The 24084-nt window shown below is 65.1% G+C and carries 19 protein-coding genes and 2 tRNA genes; 17 read left to right on the top strand and 4 right to left on the bottom strand.

What is annotated here, in order from left to right; all coding sequences use genetic code 11:
* The first annotated feature begins 113 nt into the window (after window positions 1-113).
* The 10 genes from mltG (at window position 114) to EAH73_RS02660 (ending at window position 9097) form a co-directional block, all read left to right on the top strand.
* Window positions 114-1202, top strand: coding sequence for an endolytic transglycosylase MltG (gene mltG / locus EAH73_RS02705; protein WP_140464943.1), 1089 nt, complete (start codon window positions 114-116; stop codon window positions 1200-1202).
* A gap of 30 nt (window positions 1203-1232) precedes the next feature.
* Entirely contained in the window at window positions 1233-1550 is a 318-nt protein-coding gene (locus EAH73_RS02700) for a hypothetical protein (protein WP_140464942.1), read from the top strand.
* Window positions 1551-1553: 3 nt separating this feature from the next.
* Window positions 1554-2042 carry an acyl-CoA thioesterase gene (locus EAH73_RS02695; protein ID WP_140464941.1) on the top strand — a complete coding sequence of 163 codons (489 nt, stop codon included), beginning with the start codon at window positions 1554-1556 and terminating at the stop codon, window positions 2040-2042.
* Between the two features lie 10 nt (window positions 2043-2052).
* Window positions 2053-3030 carry a YihY/virulence factor BrkB family protein gene (locus tag EAH73_RS02690; protein ID WP_140464940.1) on the top strand — a complete coding sequence of 326 codons (978 nt, stop codon included), beginning with the start codon at window positions 2053-2055 and terminating at the stop codon, window positions 3028-3030.
* A 103-nt stretch (window positions 3031-3133) separates the two neighbouring features.
* A tRNA-Ser gene (locus EAH73_RS02685) sits at window positions 3134-3220 on the top strand.
* Between the two features lie 72 nt (window positions 3221-3292).
* Window positions 3293-3377 (top strand) — tRNA-Ser (locus EAH73_RS02680).
* 196 nt (window positions 3378-3573) lie between these two features.
* Window positions 3574-4845 carry a zinc dependent phospholipase C family protein gene (locus EAH73_RS02675; protein ID WP_140464938.1) on the top strand — a complete coding sequence of 424 codons (1272 nt, stop codon included), beginning with the start codon at window positions 3574-3576 and terminating at the stop codon, window positions 4843-4845.
* Between the two features lie 144 nt (window positions 4846-4989).
* Window positions 4990-5616 (top strand): (2Fe-2S)-binding protein, encoded by a 627-nt coding sequence (locus EAH73_RS02670; protein ID WP_140464936.1) that lies wholly within the window; start codon window positions 4990-4992, stop codon window positions 5614-5616.
* Between the two features lie 128 nt (window positions 5617-5744).
* Window positions 5745-6728, top strand: coding sequence for an FAD binding domain-containing protein (locus EAH73_RS02665; protein WP_140464934.1), 984 nt, complete (start codon window positions 5745-5747; stop codon window positions 6726-6728).
* Between the two features lie 29 nt (window positions 6729-6757).
* Window positions 6758-9097, top strand: coding sequence for a xanthine dehydrogenase family protein molybdopterin-binding subunit (locus tag EAH73_RS02660; protein ID WP_140464932.1), 2340 nt, complete (start codon window positions 6758-6760; stop codon window positions 9095-9097).
* Between the two features lie 95 nt (window positions 9098-9192).
* On the opposite strand, the gene EAH73_RS02655 is transcribed toward EAH73_RS02660, so the two are convergent.
* The 3 genes from EAH73_RS02655 to EAH73_RS02645 all read right to left on the bottom strand — a co-directional run bounded on the left by EAH73_RS02655 (window position 9193) and on the right by EAH73_RS02645 (window position 14936).
* Window positions 9193-10479 carry a TolC family protein gene (locus tag EAH73_RS02655; RefSeq protein ID WP_161599426.1) on the bottom strand — a complete coding sequence of 429 codons (1287 nt, stop codon included), beginning with the start codon at window positions 10477-10479 and terminating at the stop codon, window positions 9193-9195.
* Window positions 10480-10656: 177 nt separating this feature from the next.
* Window positions 10657-13770: an efflux RND transporter permease subunit gene (locus EAH73_RS02650; RefSeq protein ID WP_140464928.1), complete on the bottom strand. Its 3114-nt coding sequence runs from the start codon at window positions 13768-13770 to the stop codon at window positions 10657-10659.
* An 83-nt stretch (window positions 13771-13853) separates the two neighbouring features.
* Window positions 13854-14936 carry an efflux RND transporter periplasmic adaptor subunit gene (locus tag EAH73_RS02645; RefSeq protein WP_205012953.1) on the bottom strand — a complete coding sequence of 361 codons (1083 nt, stop codon included), beginning with the start codon at window positions 14934-14936 and terminating at the stop codon, window positions 13854-13856.
* Window positions 14937-15130: 194 nt separating this feature from the next.
* Here EAH73_RS02645 and EAH73_RS02640 point away from each other — a divergent pair, with 194 nt between their 5' ends.
* The 3 genes from EAH73_RS02640 to EAH73_RS02630 all read left to right on the top strand — a co-directional run bounded on the left by EAH73_RS02640 (window position 15131) and on the right by EAH73_RS02630 (window position 16963).
* The gene (locus tag EAH73_RS02640; RefSeq protein WP_140464926.1) at window positions 15131-15514 is read left to right on the top strand and encodes an MGMT family protein; all 384 of its coding nucleotides are present in this window, start codon (window positions 15131-15133) and stop codon (window positions 15512-15514) included.
* A gap of 68 nt (window positions 15515-15582) precedes the next feature.
* A complete protein-coding gene (locus tag EAH73_RS02635; RefSeq protein ID WP_140464924.1) occupies window positions 15583-16461 on the top strand; it encodes a helix-turn-helix transcriptional regulator in 879 nt (292 codons plus the stop codon).
* Window positions 16462-16552: 91 nt separating this feature from the next.
* Complete coding sequence (locus tag EAH73_RS02630) at window positions 16553-16963, top strand: DUF983 domain-containing protein (RefSeq protein ID WP_240047111.1); 411 nt, start codon at window positions 16553-16555, stop codon at window positions 16961-16963.
* A gap of 69 nt (window positions 16964-17032) precedes the next feature.
* Here the strand turns inward: EAH73_RS02630 and EAH73_RS02625 are convergent, their stop codons facing one another.
* Complete coding sequence (locus EAH73_RS02625; RefSeq protein ID WP_140464922.1) at window positions 17033-19063, bottom strand: S9 family peptidase; 2031 nt, start codon at window positions 19061-19063, stop codon at window positions 17033-17035.
* Window positions 19064-19274: 211 nt separating this feature from the next.
* Between EAH73_RS02625 and EAH73_RS02620 the strand changes: the two genes are divergently transcribed.
* From EAH73_RS02620 to EAH73_RS02605, 4 genes are all read left to right on the top strand, one after another.
* Entirely contained in the window at window positions 19275-19649 is a 375-nt protein-coding gene (locus EAH73_RS02620) for a hypothetical protein (protein ID WP_140464921.1), read from the top strand.
* Window positions 19650-19873: 224 nt separating this feature from the next.
* Entirely contained in the window at window positions 19874-20404 is a 531-nt protein-coding gene (locus EAH73_RS02615; protein ID WP_140464919.1) for a hypothetical protein, read from the top strand.
* A 51-nt stretch (window positions 20405-20455) separates the two neighbouring features.
* Complete coding sequence (locus EAH73_RS02610) at window positions 20456-21580, top strand: PepSY-associated TM helix domain-containing protein (RefSeq protein ID WP_140464917.1); 1125 nt, start codon at window positions 20456-20458, stop codon at window positions 21578-21580.
* Window positions 21581-21732: 152 nt separating this feature from the next.
* Window positions 21733-24069: a TonB-dependent siderophore receptor gene (locus tag EAH73_RS02605; protein ID WP_161599425.1), complete on the top strand. Its 2337-nt coding sequence runs from the start codon at window positions 21733-21735 to the stop codon at window positions 24067-24069.
* Window positions 24070-24084 lie beyond the last annotated feature (15 nt).

Below are 24084 nucleotides of genomic sequence, written 5' to 3'. Positions count from 1 at the left end.
ACTCCGTTTCGTGCCCGCATAAAATTCTGGGCCGGGGCCCCGCTGCCCGCCGGGGCCCCGGCCCGCGGGTGCGTACTTTTGGGATTGCACTTCCGCTGACCCTCGCTTTTTCCATGCCCGAACCTGCCAAACTGTCAAGCGTTGAGCGCCGCGACCAATCGGTGCGCCGCCGCAACCGCAACGCCGCCATCGTCTCCGTCCTGGGCCTGACGCTGGTGTGCTTCTCGTACTATTTCTACCAGATTTTTTTCACGGCCAACATCGAAACCAAGGGCAAGCCCACCTACGTGCTCGTGCACCGGGGCGAGGACTGGAAGGCCGTGCTCGATTCGATAGACCACACCGACGTGGTGGTGGACCGGCTCTCGCTGCACTTCGTGGCCAAGCTGATGAAGTACAACCGCCCCGGGGCCGTGAAGCCCGGCCGCTACGAACTAAAGGACGGCTACACCAACCGCCAAGTCATCGGGGTGCTGCGGGCCGGCATCCAGTCGCCGCTCAAGCTCACGTTTGCCAACGTGCGCCTGCGCCAGGAGTTAGCCGCCAAGCTGGCCCGCCAGATTGACGCCCGCCCCGCCCACATCGACTCGCTGCTGGCCAGCCCGGCCTACACCCGCAGCTTGGGTTTTGATACCACCACGGTGCTCACCATGTTCATTCCCAACACGTACCAGATTTACTGGAACACGTCGGCGGAGAACCTCATGCAGCGCATGAAGAAGGAGTACGAGAAGTTCTGGACGCCGGCCCGTGACGCGGCCCGCGAGAAGGAGCACCTCAGCCGGGCCGAGGTGAGCACCCTGGCCAGCATCGTGGAGGCCGAGCAGCAGCAGCACGCCGACGAGCGCCCCCGCATCGCGGCCGTGTACCTCAACCGCCTCAAAAAAGGCATGAAGCTCCAAGCCGACCCTACCGTGGTATACGCCAACCGCGACTTCACCATCAAGCGCGTGCTGAACGTGCACCTGCAAAAAGACTCGCCCTACAACACCTATAAGTACGCCGGCCTGCCCCCGGGCCCCATCGACCTGCCCAGCATCGCCAGCATCGACGCCGTGCTGCACCCCGAGGACAACGACTACCTCTACTTCTGCGCCAAGGAAGACTTCAGCGGCTACCACGCCTTCGCCACCAACGAGCGCGACCACATCCTAAACGCCCGCCGCTACCAAGCGGCCCTGAACCGGGCGGGGATTAGGTAACTGTTTGGCGCCGATGGTTGAATTTAGGCTATGATTACTAATGAGTTAACTGCAGCTGATTACAGCCAAACGTTTCAACCGCCAATGCAGGACGTAACGGCCACTGCGGAGCAGGTAATTGATATCTGGCCATATGTTGGCTCAATTCCAGTCGCGGGTTTGGGCGGATTTATGCTGAAAGACGTAGCGTATGTGTATAGGAATAACAGCAATGCCTTTGAGCATGTGCTGATTGGCACTGACGATAAGAACGTATTTTTAGTCATCGTACTCAGCTTAGCTGGCCCGGAAATTTACGGTTACCACTTACTGGATCTGGTCACGCTTTACGGTTTAACAGAAGAATAACCGATGTACACTTCCGACATCCAAATCCGCGTGCGCTACGCCGAAACCGACCAGATGGGCTACGTGTACCACGGCAACTACGCGGCGTTTTTTGAGGTGGCGCGCACCGAGGCGTTTCGGCAGCTGGGCATCCGCTACAAAGATTTGGAGGCCGACGGCGTAGGAATGCCGGTGGGCGAGCTGCGCACGCGCTTCCGCCGCCCGGCCCGCTACGACGACCTGCTCACCGTGCGGCTGCTGCTGAAGCAGCCCGCTGAAGGCTCGCGGGTGCTTTTTGAGTACGAGGTGTACAACGAGGCCCGCGAGTTGCTTACCGAGGGCCACACGCTGATGGTGTTCGTGAGCACGGCCACCGGGCGGCCCGTGCCGGTGCCGCCCGCCATTGCCGGCAAGCTGGCCCCGTATTTTAGCGACGACGAAACGGCGGGGCCCCTCGGCGGTGTTCTGCCCGTGCCGACGGACGCGCCCGCGCCGGCGGCATTCGGTAAGTAACGCCCTGCCCATGCACCCACCCGCCCTCCGCCGCCGCACCCGCCTGCCCGACCTGCGCCAGCAGCGGGCGTACCGGCGCGCCATCGTGGGGTTGAAGCGGTTCCGGCTGTTTGGGGGCCAGGCCTCGCTCTACGACGTGCTGGACCGGGTACTGCTGGAGTTGCGCCTCGATAGCCTGGAAAAGCGCGCCGCCTACATGGCCTTCAACCTCACGGTGGCCCTGTTTCCGACCATTATTTTCCTGTTCACGCTCATCCCGTACATCCCGGTGCCGAACCTGAACGTGGACATCCTGCAGTTCCTGGGCGACTTTATGCCGCCCGAGCTGTACGCCGCCACGGCCTCCACCATCGAGGACATTGTGAACATTCCGCACGGGGGCCTGCTCTCGTTCGGGTTTGGCACCGCGCTGGTGCTCAGCTCCAACGGCATCATGGCCCTGCTCGACGCTTTCGAGAAGAAGTACCCCAACTTCAAGCACCGCAGCTACATCCGCAAGCGGCTCATTGCCACGGCGTTGACGTTTGTGCTGGCGTCCATCCTAGTGCTAGCCATTGCCGGTATCTTCTTCGGTACCTACCTCATCGACGGGCTGGTGTACTACGAAATCGTGCCCGAGCGCTACACCGACCTCGTGCTAACGGCCGTGCGGTTTGGCTCGCTGCTGGGGCTGTTTTTAAGTACGACGTGCGTGATTTATTATTTCGTGCCGCCCGTGCACGACAAATGGCCGCTGCTCTCGGCCGGGGCCATCGTGGCCACGCTGCTTATCTTTTTGGTCTCGTTTCTGTTCACGCTCTACGTGCGCATTTTCGATTCCTACAACCACTTCTACGGCTCCATTGGGGCCCTGGTGGGCTTCATGGTGTGGCTCGAATTTGTGTGCATGACGCTCATCATCGGCTTCGAAGTGAACGTGAGCGTGGATGCGGTGACGGGCCGCCTGAAAAAAATAACGGCCAAGGAGCCCCTGAAAATGAACCGCTAAGGCCCGCACGCTGGGGCCCTGGCAATAAAAAATGCGCGCGCCTTATTGTTCACTGCGCTGCCGTTCTTACTTTTGCGGTCCCCGAACCACTCGGGGGACCGATAGAGAGGTGGCAGAGTGGTCGAATGCGACGGTTTCGAAAACCGTTATACCGGCAACGGTATCGGGGGTTCGAATCCCCCCTTCTCTACAAAAGGCTTTTTCTACTTCAGAAAGAGCCTTTTTTGTTGTCAGCAACCGGCTTTGCAGGCTTTTCTCACCCAGAGAAGTGGCAGAGTGGTCGATTGCGGCGGTCTTGAAAACCGCTGACTGTAACAGGTCCGGGGGTTCGAATCCCTCCTTCTCTGCACCGTCGCTTGCTGGCGCAAAAATCCCCGCTTCCGTTTTGGAGGCGGGGATTTTTTATTGGCTATTACTTTCGGCCCGGGCCCCGGGGCAACGCGGGGCCCGGCTTTGCCGTTTGGGCCATTTATTGTTGGGCTTCTATACTACGTTTGTCTACTATTTCTATTTCCGTACTACCCCTCGCTTTTTAGGTATTCTATGTTCCGGTTCTTTACGCTATTGCTGCTGGTGAGCGCCCTGGGCCTCGCGCCGGCCGCCGCCTATTCCGTGCTCACGCACCAAGCCAACGTCGATTCGTGCTGGAAGCCTTGCCTGCTGCCGGCCTTGCAACGCCGCTACCCCGGCTCAACGGCCGAGGAACTCGTTAAGGCCAAGGCGTTTGCCTACGGTGGGGCCATTATCCAAGATATGGGCTATTACCCGCTGGGGGCCGCCTTGTTCACCAACCTTACCCACTATGTGCGCTCGGGCGACTTCGTGCGCAACCTGCTCAACGAGGCCCACGACCGCAACGAATACGCCTTCGCGCTGGGGGCCCTGGCGCACTACGCCGCCGATTTGGAAGGCCACTCCGAGGGCACCAACCGCGCCCTGGCCCTGGTGTACCCCGAACTGAAGGCCAAGTTTGGCAACATCATTACCTACGAGGATGCCCCCAAGCAACACAACCAGCTGGAGTTCGCGTTCGACGTGACGCAGGTGGCCGCCGGCCGCTACCGCACCGAGGATTACCACGACGCCATTGGCTTTGAGGTGGCCAAGGAAGTGTTGGAGCGGGCCTTTGAAAAAACCTACGGTCTGCCGCTGAGTAAGGTATTTTTCAACACCGACGTAAGCATCGCTACTTTCCGCTTCGCCGTGCAAAGCGTCATTCCCCTGGCTTCGCGCTCGGCTTGGCACTACCAGAAGAAAGATATCCGCAAGCTGACCCCCGGCATTAAGCGCCGCGCTTTTGTGTACCACCAAAACCGCAAAGAGTACCGCGAGCTTTACGGCAAGAAGTACGAGCGGCCCGGATTTGGGGCTCGGGTACTGTCGGTGTTCGTAGGCATTCTGCCCAAGGTGGGGCCCCTGAAGCCGTTCGCGTTCCGCCCGCCTACGCCCGAGGCTTTGAAGATTTTCCGGGCCAGCTTCGCCACCGTGCTCAAAACCTACTGTGGCCTGCTGAGCCAGCAGGGGCCCCAGCCGCCCGCGCCCGCCCTGGCCAACGAGGATTTTGACACTGGCAGCGCCACGCACTTTGGCGAGTACGCGCTGGCTGACAAGACGTACGGCGAGTGGGTGCGCAAGCTGGCCCGCGAAAAGTTTGCCGGCATCACGCCGCTTGTGCGCTCCAACATCCTCACGTTCTTTGCCTCAGCCAAGGAAAAGCCCGTCGATAAAGAGGAGCAGGAAGACGACAACCGCAAAGAAACCGCCGAGGCCCTGGCCGAGTTGAAGGCGCTGCCCGCCGCGGAAACAGGGAAATAAGATATTGATTAATTGGTTATTAAGACAGTATCTAAATTATAAAAACTGGTAACTTTTCGGGGTTGCTGGTTGTCAGAAGGGGCACTGCGTGCGTATACAGTGAAGACCGTAGCGCCAGCATTTACCGCTAACCTCCCTTTTCTGATGAACCACGACCTTACTCCCGACGCGGCCGCCGACGGCGCCGCAGCCGACGGCTCGCGCCGCTCGTTTGTGAAGCAGGCCGGGGGCCTGCTGGGCCTGGCCCTGGCCCCGCCCATTACCGGCTTTGCCGACCGCCTGGCCGGCCCCGCCAAAACCCTGGAGGGCCCCACCGACCTCACGCTGCGCATCAACGGCGCGGCCCGCACCCTGCGCGCCGAGCCCCGCGTGACGCTGCTCGATGCCCTGCGCGAGTACCTCGACCTTACGGGCTCTAAGAAAGGCTGCGACCACGGCCAGTGCGGCGCCTGCACCGTGCTGGTGGACGGCCGCCGCGTTAATTCCTGCCTCACACTTGCCGTGATGAACCAGGGCAAGGAGATTACCACCATCGAGGGCATTGCCAAGGGCGACGAGCTGCACCCGATGCAGGAGGCGTTCCTCAAGCACGACGGCTTCCAGTGCGGCTATTGCACGCCGGGCCAGATCATGAGCGGCGTTGCTTGCGTGAAGGAAGGCCACGCCACTTCCGACGACCAGTGCCGTGAGTGGATGAGCGGCAACCTGTGCCGCTGCGGCGCCTACCCCAACATTGTGGCCGCCGTGCGGGAGGTGGCCGGCAAGGCCTAAGCCCGGCGCTGGGGCCCCACGGGTGCGCCGTTGGCGCGCCTGCTACTAGGGCCCCCGCCGCGCGGTTTGCCTGCCTGCGCAGGTGCCGCAGGCCTTGGTTGCCCCACTGCATCTCAACTACTATCCCGATGAATAACTTTAGCTACACCCAGGCCAAAACGGCCAAGGAGGCCACTAGCCTCCGCCAGGGGGCCCCCCAGGCCGCCTACATTGCCGGCGGCACCACGCTGCTGGATTTGATGAAGTCCAACTTGGAGGAGCACTCCCAGCTGGTGGACATCAATATGTTGCCTTTTAAAGGCATTGAGCAGACCAGCGACGGCCTGCGCATCGGCGCAATGGAGCGCATGAGCGACGTGGGCGAGCACCCGCTGGTGTTGCAGCAGTACCCGGCCGTGTCGGAGTCGCTGCTGCTGGCGGCCTCGCCCCAGCTGCGCAACATGGCTAGCATTGGGGGCAACATTTTGCAGCGCACCCGCTGCGGGTACTTCCGCGACGCAGCCTTTCCGTGCAACAAGCGAGTGCCCGGCTCGGGCTGCCCGGCCATTGAGGGCGACAACCACAACCTGGCCATTCTGGGCACTTCCGACGCCTGCATTGCCACCGCCTACCCCGGTGACCTGAGCGTGGCCCTGGCCGCCCTCGACGCCGTGCTGACCCTGGAGAACGCCAAGGGCAAGCAGCGCCGCGTGCCCGTCACGGAGTTTTACGTGCTGCCGGGCAAAACCCCGCAGAAGGAAACCGTGCTGGAGCCCGGCGAGCTGATTGTGGCTGTGACCATTCCGGCCGCGGCTCACGCTCGCCGCTCGACTTACCTGAAGGTGCGCGAGCGCGCCAGCTATGCCTACGCCCTGGCCTCGGCTGCGGTGGGGCTCGACGTGCAGGGCGGTACCATCCGCTCGGCCCGCGTGGCCCTGGGCGGGGTGGGCACCAAGCCTTGGCGCAGCCCCGAGGCCGAGAAAGTGCTGACGGGGGCCCCGGCCACCGAGGCCACTTTCCGCGCCGCCGCTGCTGCCGCGCTGCGTGGCGCCCAGCCCCGCGACGACAACCGCTTCAAAGTGGAGCTGGCCCAGAACACCCTCGTGCAGGCCCTGACGAAAGTCGCCGGGTAATTTCTCTGTGCCTTTAGCCTTACCATCTGATGGATATCGAACCTAAATTTTTTGAAACCAACCCCGCCGGTGGCGTGGTGGGCCAGCCGGTGACCCGCATCGACGGGCGCGCCAAGGTGACGGGCGCGGCTAAGTACTCGGCCGAGTACAACAACCTGCCGGGCCTGGTGCATGCCGTAATTAAAACCAGCGACGTGGCCCGGGGCCGCATCACGGGCTTCGACACCAGTGCGGCTCAGAAACAGCCGGGCGTGCTGGCCATTCTCACCCACCAGAACATTCCGAAGCTGGCCAAAACTCCTAATGATGCGGAGGGCAAGAAAGCCATTGGGGCCCCCATGGGCTTTCTGCCGCTCACCGGCGACCAGATTTTTTACGCTGGCCAGCCCGTAGCGGTGGTGGTGGCCGATACGCTAGAGCATGCCCAGTACGCCGCGGCCCTGCTGAAAGTGCAGGTGACGGCCGAAAAGCCGGTGGCTTCTTACGAAGATCCTAAGGCCAAGCTGTTTGACCCTGAGAAGATCCAGGATGGCAAGGCCGACGGCCATACCCGGCGCGGCGACGCCCGGGCGGCCTTCGCGGCGGCCCCGGTGCAGCTCACCCACAAGTACACCCACGCCATCAACCACCACAACCCGATGGAACCCGGCGCCACCACGGCGCACTGGGAGGCACCCGACCGGCTGACGGTGTACGAATCGACGCAGGGCGTGACGCGCACCCAGAAGTCGCTGAGCACCATGCTGGGCCTGGCCACTGACCAGGTGCGGGTAGTGACGAAGTACCTTGGCGGCGGCTTTGGCTGCAAGGGCTCGACGTGGCCCCACACCATCCTCACGGTGCAGGCCGCTAAGGCGGTGGGCCGGCCGGTGAAGCTCGCCCTCACGCGGCCCCAGATGTTCACGAGCATGGGCCACCGCGAAGACCAGGAGCAAACCCTGCGGATCGGGGCCACGAAGGACGGCAAGCTCACGGCGCTCATCCACGAGAAGACCTCAACGACCTCGCCCTGGGACAACTACGCCGAGTCTAATAGCAAGATCATCAACCTACTGTACGAGTGCCCCACGTTTGAGGCGACGTACCAGCTGGCCCGGGCCGACGTAATGACGTCCACCTTCATGCGGGCCCCGGGCGAGGCCCCCGGCTCGTTCGCCATTGAGTGCTCGATGGACGACCTGGCCGAAAAGCTGGGCATCGACCCCCTGGAAATCCGCCTGCGCAACTACGCCGAGAAGGACCCCAGCACCGGCCAGCCGTGGAGCAGCAAGAGCCTGCGCCAGTGCTACGCCCGCGGGGCCGAGCTCTTTGGCTGGAGCAAGCGCAACCCCAAAGCCGGCGCTACCCGCGACGGCAAGCTACTAGTGGGCTGGGGCATGGCTACGGCCAGCTACCCGGTGCACAACTCGCAGGGCACGGCCCGCGCCCGCCTCTACGCCGACGGCCACGCCGTGGTGCAGAGCGGCGCCACCGACCTGGGCACCGGCACTTACACCGTGATGACGCAGGTGGCCGCCGACGGCCTGGGCCTGCCGATGGAGAAAATCCGCTTCGAGCTGGGCGATACCAAAATGCCCACGGCCCCCAACTCGGGCGGTTCCGTGGCCGGTGGCACCGTGTCGTCGTCGGTGTACCTGGCTTGCCAGGACGTGTGGCAGAAGCTCATCAAAGTGGCGGTGCTCGACAAAAAATCCCCCCTGTACCGGGCCAAGATTGCCGACGTGGAGGCCAAAGCCGGCCGTCTGCAACTCAAGGCCAACCCCAATAAGGGCGAAGGCTTTGCCGACGTGATGAAGCGGGCCGACCTGAGCGACATTGAGGGCAATGGCCAGGGCCGCTACGGCAGCGGCTACGAAGACGCCCAGGCCGCTGCTAACGCCGGCCCCGCCAAAAAGGATGAGGTGGGCCACCACTCTATGCACTCTTTCGGAGCCCACTTTTGCGAGGTGAAAGTTGACCCCGAGCTGGGCACCGTGCGCGTGACCCGCTGGGTGAGCGTGCACGCCGCCGGCCGCATCCTGAATGCCAAAACGGCCCGCAGCCAGATTATCGGCGGCAGCATTTTCGGCATCGGCTGCGCCCTGATGGAAGGCACCGTGCGCGACCAGAACCTGGCCCGCTACACCAACGCCTCGCTGGCCGATTACCACATCCCGACCAACGCCGACATCCCGGAAATGACCGTGGAATTCGTGGACGAGCACGACCCTTACATCAACGCGATGGGAGTGAAGGGCATTGGTGAGATTTCGATGGTAGGCGTGTCGGCCGCCGTGGCCAATGCCGTGGCCCACGCCACCGGCCACCGCGTGCGCAGCCTGCCTATCACGCCCGACAAGGTGCTGGGGGCGAAGAATATGCCGTCGTAAAAGGCCATTCAGAAGACAACAAAAAGACCGGCTCCAGAAATGGGGCCGGTCTTTTTACTGGGCAACCTTAGGGCCCCAGGGGCCCCACTGTGCCGCTACGGCGCGAGCAGCGCCGCGAGCTGCTGCAGGGTGATTTCGGCCGATTTGGCGTTGTAGCGGTAATTCACCAGGCGGTATCCGGCGTCCTCGAAGCTCTGCTGGGCAATGCGCACATCTACCAGCGTAGAGAGGCCGGCGTCGAGGCGCAGCTGCACTAGGTTGAGGAGCTTTTTGGCGGTGGTGTAGCTTTCCTGGGCGGTGTTCACCAAGGCCAGGGTTTGCTGGTAGGCCTCCCAGGCCTTGCGGGCGTTGGTGCGGTAGTCGCGCTCCAGAGCCGTGCGTTGCAACTGCGCGGTTTGGGTGTTGAGCCGGGCAATTTTTACTAAGCGCTTGTTGGTGCCGCCCGTGTAGATGGGCACGCCCAGGCTAAGGCCAGCGAAGGGCCCGTAGCTCTGGTTGAAGAGCGTGGTGCCCACCGCGTTCTGGTTGCGGGCGAAGTTGGTGCCCGAGTTGAGGGACAGCGACGGGTAGCGGTTGGCGCGGGCCACGCGCTCGAGCAGTTCGTTCACGCGCACCTGGCGCTCGGCGGCCAGCAGGTCGGGGTTGCGGGTGAGGGAGGTTTCGATGTCGGCCCAGTGCAGGTCGCGGTTCACCGGAATGGTGTCTTCCACGGCCACCCGCGTGTCGAGGTCCAGCGTTAGGGCCCGCAGCAAATCGGCGGTGGCCTGCTGGGCGGCGAGGGCTTGCTGCTGCTGGGTTTGCAGCTGCGCGTTCAGGTCGAGCTGGGCCTGGAACAGGTCGGCGTTGTTGGCCAAGCCCACGCTTTGGCGCGCTTTGATAAGAGTCAGTTTCTGCCGCGACACTTCAGTTGAGGCCTCCAGCGTGCGGATGTAGCGCTGCTGCTGCACCACGGCGTAGTACTTCAGGCTTACGTCGGCCAGCACGTTCTGCACCGTCGAGTTCAGCTGGAGCTGGCTGATTTGCTCCAGCTCGCCCAAGCGCTTGCGGGTGGCCACCACCAGCCCGCCGTTGTAGAGCAGGTACGAGCCCGTCAGGCCCACGTTGTACTGCGTGGAGCGGGCCCCCACGCGCGTCACCCCCAGGCCGGTGTTGAACTCCTGCTGCGTGTTGTTCACCACCACGTTGTTGCTGGCCGCAATGCCTACCGTGGGCAGCCCCCCGGCAAAGCCCGCCGAATTGTACAAATCCTGCACCGCCACGTTGGTCTGGCCAATCTGGATGTCAAGGCTGTTCTTAAGCGCCGTTTGCAGGGCCTCGCGCAGCGTGAGGGTGGGGGCTTCGGGGCGCGCTACACTGTCGGCCGGCGGCAGGGAGGAGGGCAAAGTAGGCTGCGTTTGAGCCCCGGCGGGTGGCAGCGCGGCGCAAGCGAGCAGAAAAAGCCAGGCAAAGAATACTTTCATCGAATCGGATGGGCGAAGGGCCGAAGGCCGCCCGCGGCTTATAGAATCGTTTCAACTGCGGCCGGGGCCCCGGGAAGTCCGGGGCCCCCGACACAACCGCTAGGCCGCCACTTCGGCCGGCGCGTGCGCGGGCACCGCCGAGCCGTCGGCCGCGTCGGGCTGGTGCTCTTTGGCAATAAACGTATAGATGGCCGGAATGACCAATAGCGTGAGCACCAGCGAGAACAGGATGCCACCCACGATTACGGTGCCCAGCGGCTTGCGGCTGGTGCTGGCCGCGCCCAGGCTCATGGCAATGGGCAGGGCCCCCAGCGCGGTGGCCAGCGACGTCATCAGGATGGGGCGCAGGCGCTGCTGGGCCGCCAGCTGCACGGCCTCGCGCAGGGGCAAGCCGGCCTCGCGCTGGTGGTTGGCAAACTCCACAATGAGGATGCCGTTTTTCGTTACCAAGCCAATCAGCATAATCATCCCAATCTGCGAGAAGATGTTGATGGTTTGCCCAAACGCCCAGAGGCTGAGCAGGGCCCCCGCCAGCGCCAGCGGCACCGTGAGCAGGATGATGAGCGGGTCGCGAAAGCTCTCAAACTGCGCCGCCAGCAGCAAGTAAATCAGCACCAGCGCCAGCAAAAAGGCAAACGTGGTGTTGCCCGCGCTCTCGGCAAAGTCGCGCGACGAGCCGGTGAGGGCCGTTTGGAACACGTCGGGGTCCAATACTTTGTCGGCGATGGCCTGCATGGCGCGCACGCCGTCGCCCACGGTTTTGCCCTCGGCCAGCTGCGCCGAAATGGTGGCCGCCTTGAAACGGTTGAAGTGGTAAAGCGTGGCCGGGTTAGAGTTTTCCGTCTGGTGCACCACCGCCGAGAGCGGGATGCTCTCGCCCCGGCTGTTCGTCACGTAGAGGCGGCTGATGTCGTTGGGGGCGCTGCGGTCGTCGCGGTCCACCTGGCCAATCACCTGGTACTGGCGGCCATCGCGCAGGAAATAGGCCATGCGGCGGCCGCCAAAGGCACCCTGCACGGCCGCCGCCACGTCCTGCGTAGTGAGGCCCAGGTCCCTGATTTTCAGGCGGTCAAACGTCAACTGCACTTCGGGCTTGTTGAACTTGAGGTTGGTGTCCACGTTCTGAAACGTGGGGTCTTGCTGGGCGGCGGCCATGAACTTGGGCAGCGCTGCGCGAATCTGCTCGAGGTCGGTGGTTTGCAGCACAAACTGCACCGGCACGCTGCTCTTGGCCCCCGAGCCCACGGCAATGGTCTGCTCCTGCACCACGAAGATGCGGGCGTCGTTGAAGCGCTTCGTGTTGCGGGTGAGGTACTTGGCTATCTGCTCTTGGGTGCGCTTGCGCTGGTCGGGCGGCACCAAGCCGGCGCGCACCTGCGAAGTGTTCGCGCTGCCGCCGGCGGGCGTGCGGGCAAACACAAATTCGTTTTCGGGCACCGAGTCGTTCACAAACGCCGCTACTTGGTCGCTGATTTTCTCCATTGCCCCGAAGCTCGTGCCCTCGGGCCCGGTCAAAACCATGCGTACGCTGCTGCGGTCCTCAAGCGGGGCCAGCTCGGTGGGCAGGTCCTTGCCGATGAAATAGATAATGCCGGCGCAGGCCGCCACCACCACCCAGGCCAGGGACCGCACTTGCAGGAACTTGCCCACGATGCGCCCATACCAGCTCTCCATGCCCTTAAAGAAGGGCTCCGTGCGGTCGTAGAGCTTGCCGTGGCCGCTGCCGCCGTCCTTGTTTTCGCGGTGCAGCACCACGTTGAGCACCGGCGTGATGGTGAGCGACACGAAGGCCGAAATCAGCACCGCGCCGGCTACCACCACCCCGAATTCGCGGAACAAGCGCCCGGTGAAGCCTTCCAGAAAAATAACCGGCAAGAACACCACCGCCAGCGTGAGCGAGGTGGCGATAACGGCGAAGAAGATCTCCTTGCTGCCCTCGCGCGCCGCGTCCTGAATGCTCATGCCCTCTTCGAGCTTGCGGAAAATGTTCTCTGTCACCACAATGCCGTCGTCCACCACCAGGCCGGTAGCCAGCACAATGCCCAGCAGCGTGAGGATGTTGATGGTGAAGCCCGCCAGGTACATGATAAAGAACGTGGCAATCAGCGAAATCGGAATGTCGATGAGCGGGCGCAGGGCCGTGAGCCAGTTGCGGAAGAAGAAGAAAATTACCACCACCACCAGCCCGAACGAGATGGCCAGGGTTTCCTCCACTTCCTCAATCGAGCCGCGCACAATCTTGGTGTTGTCCACAATTACGTGCATTTCGATGTCGGACTTGTTCTCCTTCTGCACCTGGGCCAGGCGCTTGTTGAACTCGTCGGCAATCTTCACGTAGTTTGAGCCCGGCTGGGGTACGATGGCCAAGCCCACGGCGTAGGCCCCGTTCAGCTTCCAGCTCTGCTCGTAGTTTTCGGGCCCCAGCACGATGCGGGCCACGTCGCCCAGGCGCACAATGCCGGTTTTGTCCTCGCGCAGAATGAGGTTGCGGAACTGCTCCTCCGTCGAGAAGCGGGCCATGGTGCGAATGGTCAGCTCGGTTTTGCCGCCGTAAACCTTACCCACCGGTACCTCCACGTTTTCCGCGTTTAGGGCCGTCTGCACGTTCGTGAACGATACTTTGTAGGCGTCCATCTTGGTCGGGTCGAGCCACAGGCGCATGGCGTAGCGCTGCTGTCCAAAAATGTTGATGGCCGACACGCCGTCGATGGTCTGAAAACGCTGCTGCAGGTTATTTTCGGCAAAGTCGCTCAGGTCCATCAGGCTCTTGGTGCGGCTCTGCACGGCCAAAATGAGGATGTTGTCGGAGTTGGCGTCCGATTTCGACACCACCGGCGGCGCGTCGATGTCCTGCGGCAGGGAGCGCACGCCCTGGCCCACCTTGTCGCGCACGTCGGAGGCGGCGGCCTCCAAATCGACGCCCAAGTTGAACTCGACCGTAATGTTGCTGGAGCCCAGCGACGAGCTGCTGGTGATGGACTTGATGCCCGGAATGCCGTTGATCTGCTTCTCCAGCGGCTCCGTTATTTGGTTCTCAATCACGTCGGCATTAGCCCCCGTGTAAGCGGTGCTGACGTTGATAATCGGCGGGTCGATGGCCGGGTAGTCGCGTAGGGCCAAAAACGAGAAGCCCACCCCGCCGAACAGCAGCAGCAGCAGGTTGAACACCGTGGCGAGCACGGGCCGCTTCAGGGATAACTCGGAGATATTCATAGCGGAGGGAAGAATGTCATTGCGGTGCGGCGGGATTAAAATACTGGGGCGGCGTTGCCCCGCCGGGCCCCGGGGGCCCTAAATCACTTTTTCGCCGTGGCCTTGCGCACCTTCACCGGCTTGCCGGGCTGGGTGAAGAGCACGCCGTTAGTCACCACCGAATCGCCAGCGGCCAGGCCGCTGATGACGGCGATTTGGTCGTCTTTGCGGTCGCCGGTGCGCACGTTTTGCATCTTGGCTTTGCCATTTTTCACCAACACCACTTGGTCCGATTTGTCGCCGGGCATGATGGCGTTGGTGGGCAGCAGCACGCTGCGGCGGGCCGAGCCGGTGCTCACGCTCACCTTGGCGAAGGCCCCCGGGCTGGCCTGCGCGCCGGCCGGCAGCTGGGCCCGCACGGTGAGGTTGCGGGTGGTTTGGTTCAGCTGGCTCTCCTGGGCGATGACCGTGGCCGGGTAGCGGCGCGGCGGGGTGCCGGCCAGGCGCACCAGCACCACCGAGCCGGGGTGCACCACGCCACCGTTGGCCTCGGGCAGCGTGAAATCGACCTTGAGCTTGGTGTCGGCCTGGAGCGTGGCGATGACGGTGGTGGGCGTTACGTAGGCGCCGGGGCTCACCTGGCGCAGGCCCAGCACCCCGGTAAAGGGGGCCCGGATGACGGTTTTGGCCAGCATGGCCTGGGTGTAGGCGGCGTCGGCCTCGTTGCTGCGCACCTGGCTCACGGCCAGGTCGTAGTCGGCCTGGTTCACGCCCTGGATTTTCAGCAGCTTCTCCAGCCGGCTTTGCGAGAGGCGCGAGACTTGCAGCAGGGCCCTGGTTTTCAGCAGCGTGGCCTGCAAATCGGCGTCGTTGATGCGGGCAATGACGCTGCCCTTGGCCACGCGCCGGCCCTCGTTCACTTGCAGATACGTGAGACGGCCGCTCACCTCGGGGTGCAGCTCCACGAAATCGTTGGCCACCACCGCGCCGTTGGCCTCGATGGAGTCGGTCACGGCCGAGGGGCGGGCCACCAGCACGTCCACCAGGGCGGGGCCGTTGTTCTTTTTGGCGTCTTTGCCGCCTTTTTCGTCGGCCTTGGAGCCACAGGCGGCCAGCAGGGCCAGGGTGGTGCAGGCCAGCAGGGGGCGGGCCGAGGGCAGAAAGCGCAGGGAAGGGAAATAATGCAAGCGGCGGGCCGGGGCTGGAAGGTGGGGGCGCGGAAGACAACGCCCATGAAAACGAATTGCTTAGCGGCCAGCGGGAACCGGCCGCGCGCCCTGCTAACGGGGCCCCCAGTAGTTGGGTTCAGCGAAAGGCAAGGACGGGGGCCCCCGGCCGGGGTTGCACCGCCCGCCCGCCGCCCGCGCCTTACTTTCAGCCCATGAAAACGCCCGCCTTGCCGCCCGCCGCTCCGCCGCCGGAGCGCAACTTTTTCGCCGACGTGCACGCCGTCACGCGCCTGGTGCCGCCGGGGCGCGTCACGAGCTACGGCGCCATTGCCCACTACCTGGGGGCCGCCCGCGGGGCCCGCACCGTGGGCTATGCCCTGATGGCCGCCAACCTCGACGCCGCCACCCTGCGCCGCGAAGAAGCCGTGCCTGCCCACCGCGTCGTAAATCGGCTGGGGCAGCTCACTGGGCGCGGCCACTTCCCCACGCCCACCGCCATGCAGGAGCGCCTCGAAGCCGAGGGTGTGCAAGTGGCCGACGACGCGGTGGTGGACTTTGAAAAGCTGTTCTGGAACCCAGCCACTGAGTTGCCGTAGGGCCCCGGAGCTGCCCGTTTAGGGCCTCGGCGACCGGCCGCCGGGGCCCTGCCTTTACTTGCCACGCCATGAAAAAAACCGCGCTGCCCGTGCTGGGCCTCGACCAGTTTCCGGCCGATGACCGCCGGGCACACTTCTACTACGTGGAGCGGCTCGAAGACCACCTCGTGCGCTACCCCATCGTGAGCACGCCGCACGCCCACAATTTCTACCTGCTGCTCTACGTCACGCACGGCCACGGCACGCACACCATCGACCTGGTGACCCACGACCTGCGGCCGGGCAGCCTGTTTTTCCTCACGCCCGGGCAGGCCCACAGCTGGGCCCTGCCGGCCGAGGCGCGGGGCTACATCTTCTTCTTCAGCGCTGCCTTCTACCTGCGCCAGTACCCGGCCGACCGCCTGGCGGCCTACCCGTTCTTCGACCCCGCCCGGGCCCCCGTGCTGTACCTGCCGCCCGACGAAACCACCATCCGGGCCCTATTCGCCAGCATGTTGGCGGAAAAAGAGGCGCCGGCCGATAACCAGTACGAGGTGGTGGGGGCCTACCTGTACTTGGTGCTGGAGCTGGCCGCGCGCCCCTACGCCGCGCAGGCCGCCCCGCACCCCACGGCGCTGGCCGCGCAGCAGGTGCGCACCTTCGGCCAGCTGCTCGACGCGCACTTTCGCGCCGAGAAAACGGTGGGCTTCTACGCCGGCCGCCTGGCCCTCACGGCCAACCACCTCAACGCCCTGTGCCGGCGCGTGCTCAACAAAACCGCCAGCGCCCTGATCCACGAGCGGGTGGTGGCCGAGGCGCAGCGGCGGCTGGTGCACTCGGCGGAGCCCGTGGCCGCGGTGGCCGACGCGCTGGGCTTCGACGACGCCTCGTACTTCACGCGCTACTTCAAAAAGTACTCGGGCCAAACGCCGGAGGACTTCCGCCAACACCCGCCGGCCGGGGGGTAATCGTTGATTTGTCCGGTAGGTGCCCGCAATTGGGCTGGGGGCCCCGGCCGGGCCGCCGGACCTTTGTAGGGTAAAAAATGCCCTGTCACTTATGGCTCCTATTGCATCCGATGCCGCCGCCCTGCTGGCCCTGCGCTGCCCCCGCTGCCACGAAGGCCACCTGTTTTCGCGCCCCGCCTACCACCTCACCAAGTTTGCCGACATGCCCGCCGCGTGCCCCGTGTGCGGCCAGGCGTTCGAGCCCGAGCCGGGCTTCTACTTCGGCGCCATGTTCGTGAGCTATGCCTTTTCGGTGGCCATTTTTGCCGTCACCACGGCGGCGCTCTACTTCTTGGCCGGCGACCCGGCGCTGTGGGTGTACATCGTGGGGGTGGGCGCCGTGGCCACCGCCTGCACCCCGCTGGCCCTGCGCTACTCCCGGGCCCTGATGCTGTACTGGTTCGGCGGCGTGCACTACCAGCCTGGGCGGGCCCACCGGCCCGCGCCCGCCGCCCGCGCCTAACGTCAAAAGCTGGGGCCCCAACCTGTGCAGGTTGGGGCCCCGGCTTTTGGTGCTGACTCAGTTACCTGACTACTTGCTCACCACTGCCGGCGCGGCTAGCGTCACGGTTTTGGGGTCCACCGTTATTTCGGCTAGGCGCTGGGCCACGGCGGGCGACATACTGGCCTGGTAGCGGCCGTGCAGCTGGCCGGCCAGGAACTTCTCGGCGGCCGCGTACATGGCCAGGTTGTTCACGGGGCGGGCGAAGCCGTGGCCTTCGTCGGGGGCCAGCAGGTACTGCACGGGGTAGTTGCGGTCGCGCAGGGCCACCACAATCTGGTCGGCCTCGGCCTTGTTCACCCGCGGGTCGTTGGCGCCCTGCACCACCATGAGCGGGGTTTTGATTTTATCAGCCGCGCCCAGCGGCGACATGCGGGCCAGGGCCGCCCGGCCGTCCGCGGTACCGGGGTCGGCCATGCGGGCGTACATCTGCTTGCGTCCGGCCTCCCAGTAGGGCGGAATGGCATTGAGCAGAGTCGTCAGGTTGGACGGGGCCACGATGGCCACGGCCGCGCGGTACAAATCGGGGGTGAAGGCCACGCCGGCCAGCGTGGCGTAGCCGCCGTACGATCCGCCCATGATGCCCACCCGCTGCGGGTCGGCCAGGCCCTCAGCCACCAGGTACTTCACGCCCCAGGTCAGGTCGTCCTGCATTTTGCGGCCCCACTCGCCGTTGCCCGCGTTCAGAAACCGCTTGCCGTAGCCGGTGCTGGCCCGGAAGTTGGGCGAAAGCACCGCGTAGCCTCGGTTGGCGAGGAACTGGTGCATGGCGCTGAAGCCATAGGCCGTGCGCGACCACGGCCCGCCGTGGGGCACCACGATAACGGGCAGGTTTTTGGCCGGCACGCCCTTGGGTAAGGTCAGGTACGCCGGAATCTCCAAGCCGTCCGACGACTTGTAGCGCACCACTTTCATGTCGGCCAGGTCGGCGGCGTGCAGCTGGGGCCAGGTTTCGTACTGCTTGGTGAGCTGCTTGGTTTGGCGGTCAAAGAGGTAGGCCACGCTGGGCTGGGTGGCCGCGCTGGCCGAGAGCAGCCACAGCCGCTCGTCGGTGGTGTTCGACACCGGGCGCACGTCCAACCCCGGCAGCTGCCGGCCCACGTTGGCAAAGTCCTGCTCAAAGGCCTTGTCCTTCCACACGCGGCGCATCCGGTCGTCCTCAAAGCCCACGTACACTGGTTCGTGCGTTTTCTCCGAGAGCAGCAGCTCGCCCGCGTCCACGCGCTTCAGCGGGTCGGCCTGGTAGGGCTGCTCCTGGCCGGTGGCGGGGTCGAGGAGCACAATTTCGACCAGGTCGCGGGCCGCGCCGCGGTTGGTGGCCAGGTACACGTGCTGGTTGTCCTTGGCGAAGCCTTCAATGCTGCTGGCCTCGTCAATCGACGTTTTGTAGAACGGCGTCATTTTCTCGCCTTCCACGCGCAGCCATTCGGTGCTGCCGTCGGGGTTCGAGCGGGCGGCCAGCCGCAGCTGGTCGTTCCAATCGAACACCCAGCTGCCGATGCGGTCGTTGTTCTGGCGCACCAGCGTTTTAGCGCCCGTGGCCAAGTTCAGTTTGTAGAGGTCGTGCCAGGCCTTGTCGCGGTCATTCAGGCCAATGTAGAGCACGTTGGGGTCGGCCAGGGGCACGTTGAGAATCTGCACCCGCACGCCCTTCAGGCCCGTGAGGTCGCGGGCGGCGGGCACGGCCTGGCCGGCGGCCGGGGCCCCCGCCGGGTCCACGGCGTAAATGTTGAAGTTTTCGTCGCCGCCCTTGTCCTGCGCGTACAGCAGGTACTTGCTGTCGCGGCTCCAGAAGTAGTCGCGCACCGGCCGGGCCTGGTCATTGGTCAGGGGCCGGGCGCTGGCGAAGGGCGCTTTCAACTCCTTCACCCACAGGTTGCGGGTGCCGTGGTAGGGCTTGATGAAGGACAGGAACTTGCCATCGGGCGAGAGTTGGGCCCCCGAAATTTCGGGGTCGCCAAACAGCAGCTCGCGGTCGATGAGCGGCGGCAAGGCGGTTTGGGCCGCGGCCGAACGCGCGACCAAGGCCAGGGCCAGTAGCAGGGGGAAGAGCTTGCGCATGGGAATAAAAGTGAGGGCTAGAAGATTAATGGCTAGTTACTAAATAATAGTCGGATATTAATATACTATCACTTGGTTTCTGGCCTTGGCCCCCGCTATTGGTTCAAAAGTGCGCCGTGTTTTAACCCCTGGGCAGCCCACCGGGCGCTTTTTGGCGGCCACATTGCCGCCCGGGGGCCCTACCTTTGCGCTTCCACCGTTCGGCCCCGCCTTGAAGGCATTCTTCGCCCATTTCCTCGTAGCCCTCGTGCTGCTGCAAACCTTCAGCCGCGAGCTGCTGGTGGTGGATTTTGCGCTGAACCGGGCCACCATCACGGCGCGCTTCTGCGTGAACAAGGCCCGGCCCCAGCTGCACTGCGACGGCAAGTGCTACTTCGCCAAGCGCCTCAAGCAGCAGGAAGACCGCGAAGCCAAGGCCCCCAACGCCCTCAAGGAAAAGCTGGAAATGCTGCCCTCGGCGTTCCGCGCCTTGGTGCCGGGGGCGCCCGTGCGCTGGGCCAGCGCCCCCGCCGGCCACGCCGCCTATCGGCCCGTCGGGGCCCCCGCCCGCACCCCGCTGGGCGTGTTCCGCCCGCCCCAGGCGTAAAGCCAACTTCTACATTGCGAAACAGCCGTTGCGCAGCCGGGCCCCCAGGGCCCCGGTGAGCCAGCGCTTGCGTAGCCGAGGCCGGCCGGGGCATTTCTGCCCGGCCCAGCCCTCGGCGCCCAGCTCCGAGCAGGAGCGGCGGGGCTGCGCGTAGCAAAGGGCTGTTCTGGTTGTGAATCAATTTCTTGGCTGAACGCCCGGGCCATCGCCCGGCACCCCTCCGCGTGAAAAATAGTTTGCTGTTTGGCAGCCTGCTGGCCTTATTGGCCACCGGCTGCCAGCCCGCGTCGGCCCCCGACGCACCCGCCACCACCGCCAGCGGCACCGGCCCCGATTTGATGGAAAATAGCCCCGGCATGATGGCGGAGCACGACCACATGGCCGGCATGGCCGCTACACCCGCTGCCGCTGCCGGCCAGGGCCCCTACGCCCAGGCCATGCGCCTGCACGACGCCGCCATGAACCGCATGGACGCCCTGGCCGCCGAGCGCCAGCGCTTGGCCGGGGCCCTGGCCCAATTGGGCACCGCTAAGCCCGCCAACCCGGGCCGGGCCGCCCGTTTGCGCCGCACCGTGGCCGCCCTCGAAGCGGCCGATGGGCAAATGATGGACTGGATGCACAACGCCCACGCGCCCGATTCTACCAGCCACTCGGGGGCCCAGGTGGCGGCCTACTGGCAGCAGCAGTTGCCCGTGCTGCGGAAAATCGACCAGCGCACCACAGCCGCCCTCGACTCGGCCCGGGCGCTGCGCTAAGGGCCCCAGCGCCCGGCTCAAAATCCTTTTCCATCAAGACGCAATGCTTGTATGAGCACATTGAAGAACACTTGGCTGCGGCGGCTTTTCCGGTGGCACAGCTGGCTGGGGCTACTCACGGGCGTGCCGCTGCTGCTGCTAGGCCTGAGTGGGGCCGCCCTGGTTTTCAAGCCCGAGCTGGACCAGCTGCTGGCGCCCCGGGTGGCCGCGCCGCCGGTCGGCCGCGCCGCCGTGCCCCTCGATTCGCTGTACCGGCTGGTGGGCCGGCGCTACCCGGCCCTCAAGAAGATGGCCATTGTGGGGTTTCCGCAGCAGCCCGGCGACAGCTACGAGTTTCGCCTTTACGGCAACGACGGTAATCCCAACACCTACGACCTGGCCAGCGTGTGGGTCGACCCCTACTCGGGCCGGGTGCTGCAGGAGGGGCCCAACACCGGGCTGGCGGGCGGGGCCCTCAACTGGCTGTTGCAGTTTCATTTCTGCTTTCAGCTGGGCATGGGGGGCGTGCTGCTCACGGCCGTGCTGGGCCTGGCCCTGCTGGCCTCGGTGGCAACGGGCGCGGTGGTGTACCGCAAGCACCTGGGCAAGGTGCTGACGCTGCGCGCCCCGCTGCGCCGCCACAACTGGCGCGTACTGGCCTCCGACCTGCACCGCTACGTGGGCACCTGGGCCCTGCTGCTCAACGCCCTGATTTGCTTCACGGGCTTCTGGATGAACCTGTTCGGCTTCGACCCCGCCGCCTGGCGGGCGCAAACCCACCCGGCCCCGCCCAACCAGCTCATGGCCCGCCCGGTGGACGAGCTGCTGGCCACGGCCCGGGCCGCTTACCCGGCGCTGGTGCCCACCCGCATCCGCCTGCCCACCCAGCCGGGGGCCCCATTTGAGGTTGACGGCACGGTGCCCGGCCATGCACTGCCCTGGGGGGCAGGTGCGGCGGTGCAGGTAGATGCCACCACCGGCCGCGTGCGGGCCGTGCGCCGGGCCTGGGAGGCCGCCTGGCCCGCGCAGTGGGAGGCGCTGATGGGGCCCCTGCACTTCGGCACCTTCGGCGGCTTGCCCATGCGCGTGCTCTACGTGGTGGTGGGCCTCACGCCAGGCCTGCTGGCGCTCACGGGCTTTGCGCTGTGGTACCGGCGCCGGCCGCGCCTGGTTGGTGCTGCGCGGGCCGGACGCTAGGTGCCCGCTGCGCCACGGCTGGGGGCCCCGCCTTGGTGCGGGGCCGCCGGCCATTTCTCTCATGCTTTTTCACCAATTACCCCGGGCCGCTGGCCCGTGGTTTTGCCTGGCTTTTGTCTATGAAACTTGTACTTGCTTGCTTTCTTTTCCTATTGTCCTCGCTTGCTTTTGCCCAAACGGTGGTGCGCGGCGTGGTGCGCGGCGTGGTGCGCGAAACCGATGGGCCCCGGGCCGGCTCGCCGCTCGGCGGGGCCACCGTCAGCAGCCCGCAGGCCAGCCAGGTGGCCACCACCGACAGCGCCGGCCGCTTCGAGCTGCGCGGCCGCACGGCCATTACCACATTCACCGTCAGCCACCTGGGCTATTTGCCCCAGTTGGTGCAGGTGAGCGGGGCGAGCCAGCCGCTCACCGTTGGGCTGGCGGCGGCTGGGGCCACTACGCTTGGCGAGGCCATCGTCACCTCGAAGTACTACCGGCAGTACACCACCCAAACCGTGTCGAGTGCGCTGCGCCTGCAAACCCCGCTGCTGGCGCTCTCGCAAGACATCCAGGCCGTGACGCCGGAGGTAATTTTTGACCAGGGCAGCTTTAATATGACCGAGGGCGTGAGCCGCAACGTGAGCGGCGTAACGCGGCTCGAAATCTCCAACAACCTAGGGCCCTACCTCTTCATGCGCGGCGGCCAGATTGCCTCGCTGCGCAACGGCGTGGACCTGACGCCCATCTACCGGGGCCCCGTGCCCGACGACGCGGCCGTTATCGACCGGGTGGAGTTTGTGAAGGGGCCCTCGTCGTTTATGAACAACATCGGCGACCCGGCCGGCAGCTTCAATACCGTGACGAAGCAGCCCACCGACGCCCCGCACTACGCGGCCACGGCCCTGCTGGGCAGCTACGACTTCTACCGCCTGGCGGCCGACCTTGGCGGCCCGCTCACCAAGTCGGGCAAGCTGCAGTACCGCCTCAACGCCATGGCCATGCGCAGCAACTCCTTCGTGCAGGGCGACTTCAACAAACGCCTGCTGGTGGCGCCGGTGCTGAAGTACCAGCTCAGCGACCGCACCTACCTGGCGGCCGAGTACACGTTTCAGGCCTTCAGCTACGGCCTGTACAGCCCCATCGTGATGACGCCCAACGGCTACGGCTCGCTGCCCCGCGACTTCACTATCAGCGAGGCCAGCCTGCCGCCCATCCGGGTGCAGGACCATTCGGGGTTTCTCACGCTTGGGCACCGGTTCAGCCCCAACTGGCAGCTCACGGCCCGCGGGGCCTTTTTGGTGGACAACGCCGAGGGCATTTACCTCTGGGTGACGGGCGCCAACGCGGCCAACCCCAGCGTGCTGCTGCGCAACCCTAAGTACGACCTCAATCGCTCGCAAGTGCTGTCGCAGCAAGCCTTTGTGAACGGCAAGTTTACCACCGGGGCCCTAACCCACCAGCTGCTGGCCGGCGTCGATGCCAACCAGAAAAAGTTTCTGGCCGCCAGCTACGTGGAGTACAACAAAACGGACAGTGGCGCGCTCGTGTACTACCCGCTCGACGTGAATGCCCCCGCGTACGGCGCCGCGGTGCCGGACTACCGCGCGCCCGAGGGCCTGGCCGCCCGCAACACCGAGCAAACCGTGAATTACGCTTCGGCCTACGCCCTCGACGAGGTGGCGCTGCTCGGCGACAAGCTGCGCATCACGCCCGGCTTGCGCTACACGGCGGTGCAAACCAGCAACTTGGTGTCGGGCGTGGTCAGCGCCTCGCGCGACCAGGTGCTCACGCCGCGGTTGGGGCTCAGCTACAGCCTGTTGCCCAGCTTGTCGGTATACGGGCTCTACGACCGTACGCTGGTGCCCCAGGCCGGCACCACGAGCGCCGGCGCGGCCATTGCCCCGCTGCGGGGCAGCAACCGCGAGCTGGGCCTCAAGAAAAACTGGTTCGATGGGCGCTGGACGTCGGCCGTGGCCGTGTACTACATCAAGCGCTCCAGCATTGTGGCCACCGACCCCAACAATAGCCTCTACCGCATCGAGGTGGGCGAAAACCATGCCCAGGGCGTAGACGTGGACGTGGTGGGCCAGGTAGTGCGCGGCCTAAACGTGGTCGTCAACTACGCCTACAACGACTCCAAAATCGACGCCGACGCGAACCCGCTGCTGGTGGGGGCCCGCACGCCGCTCTACGTCAAGCACGTGCAAAACACTTGGCTCAACTACGAGCTGCCCGCCCGGCTGGTGCGCGGCCTGAGCTTTTCGCTCGGCTACCAGTACCAGGCCGGCCGGGGCGAGCGTTACGCTGTGGCCACCCCGCGCGCCACGCCCGACTACTTCCGCCTCGACGGCGGCGTGGGCTGGCAGTCGGCCCACCTCAAGGTGAACCTATTGGTCAATAACCTTTTGAACCACGACCTCATTGCCACGCCCTGGCAGCGCAACGGGCTGTACTACTGGGTGCCGCAAGCTGGTGCCAACGGCCGCCTCTCGGTGAGCTACGCGCTGTAGCGCCACGGGGCGGGC

The sequence above is a fragment of the Hymenobacter nivis genome (genome assembly GCF_006439025.1).
GTDB classification, from domain to species: Bacteria; Bacteroidota; Bacteroidia; order Cytophagales; family Hymenobacteraceae; genus Hymenobacter; species Hymenobacter nivis_A.
The sequence above is the reverse complement of the archived record's forward strand: the minus strand, read 5'-3'. Positions and strand labels throughout refer to the sequence as shown.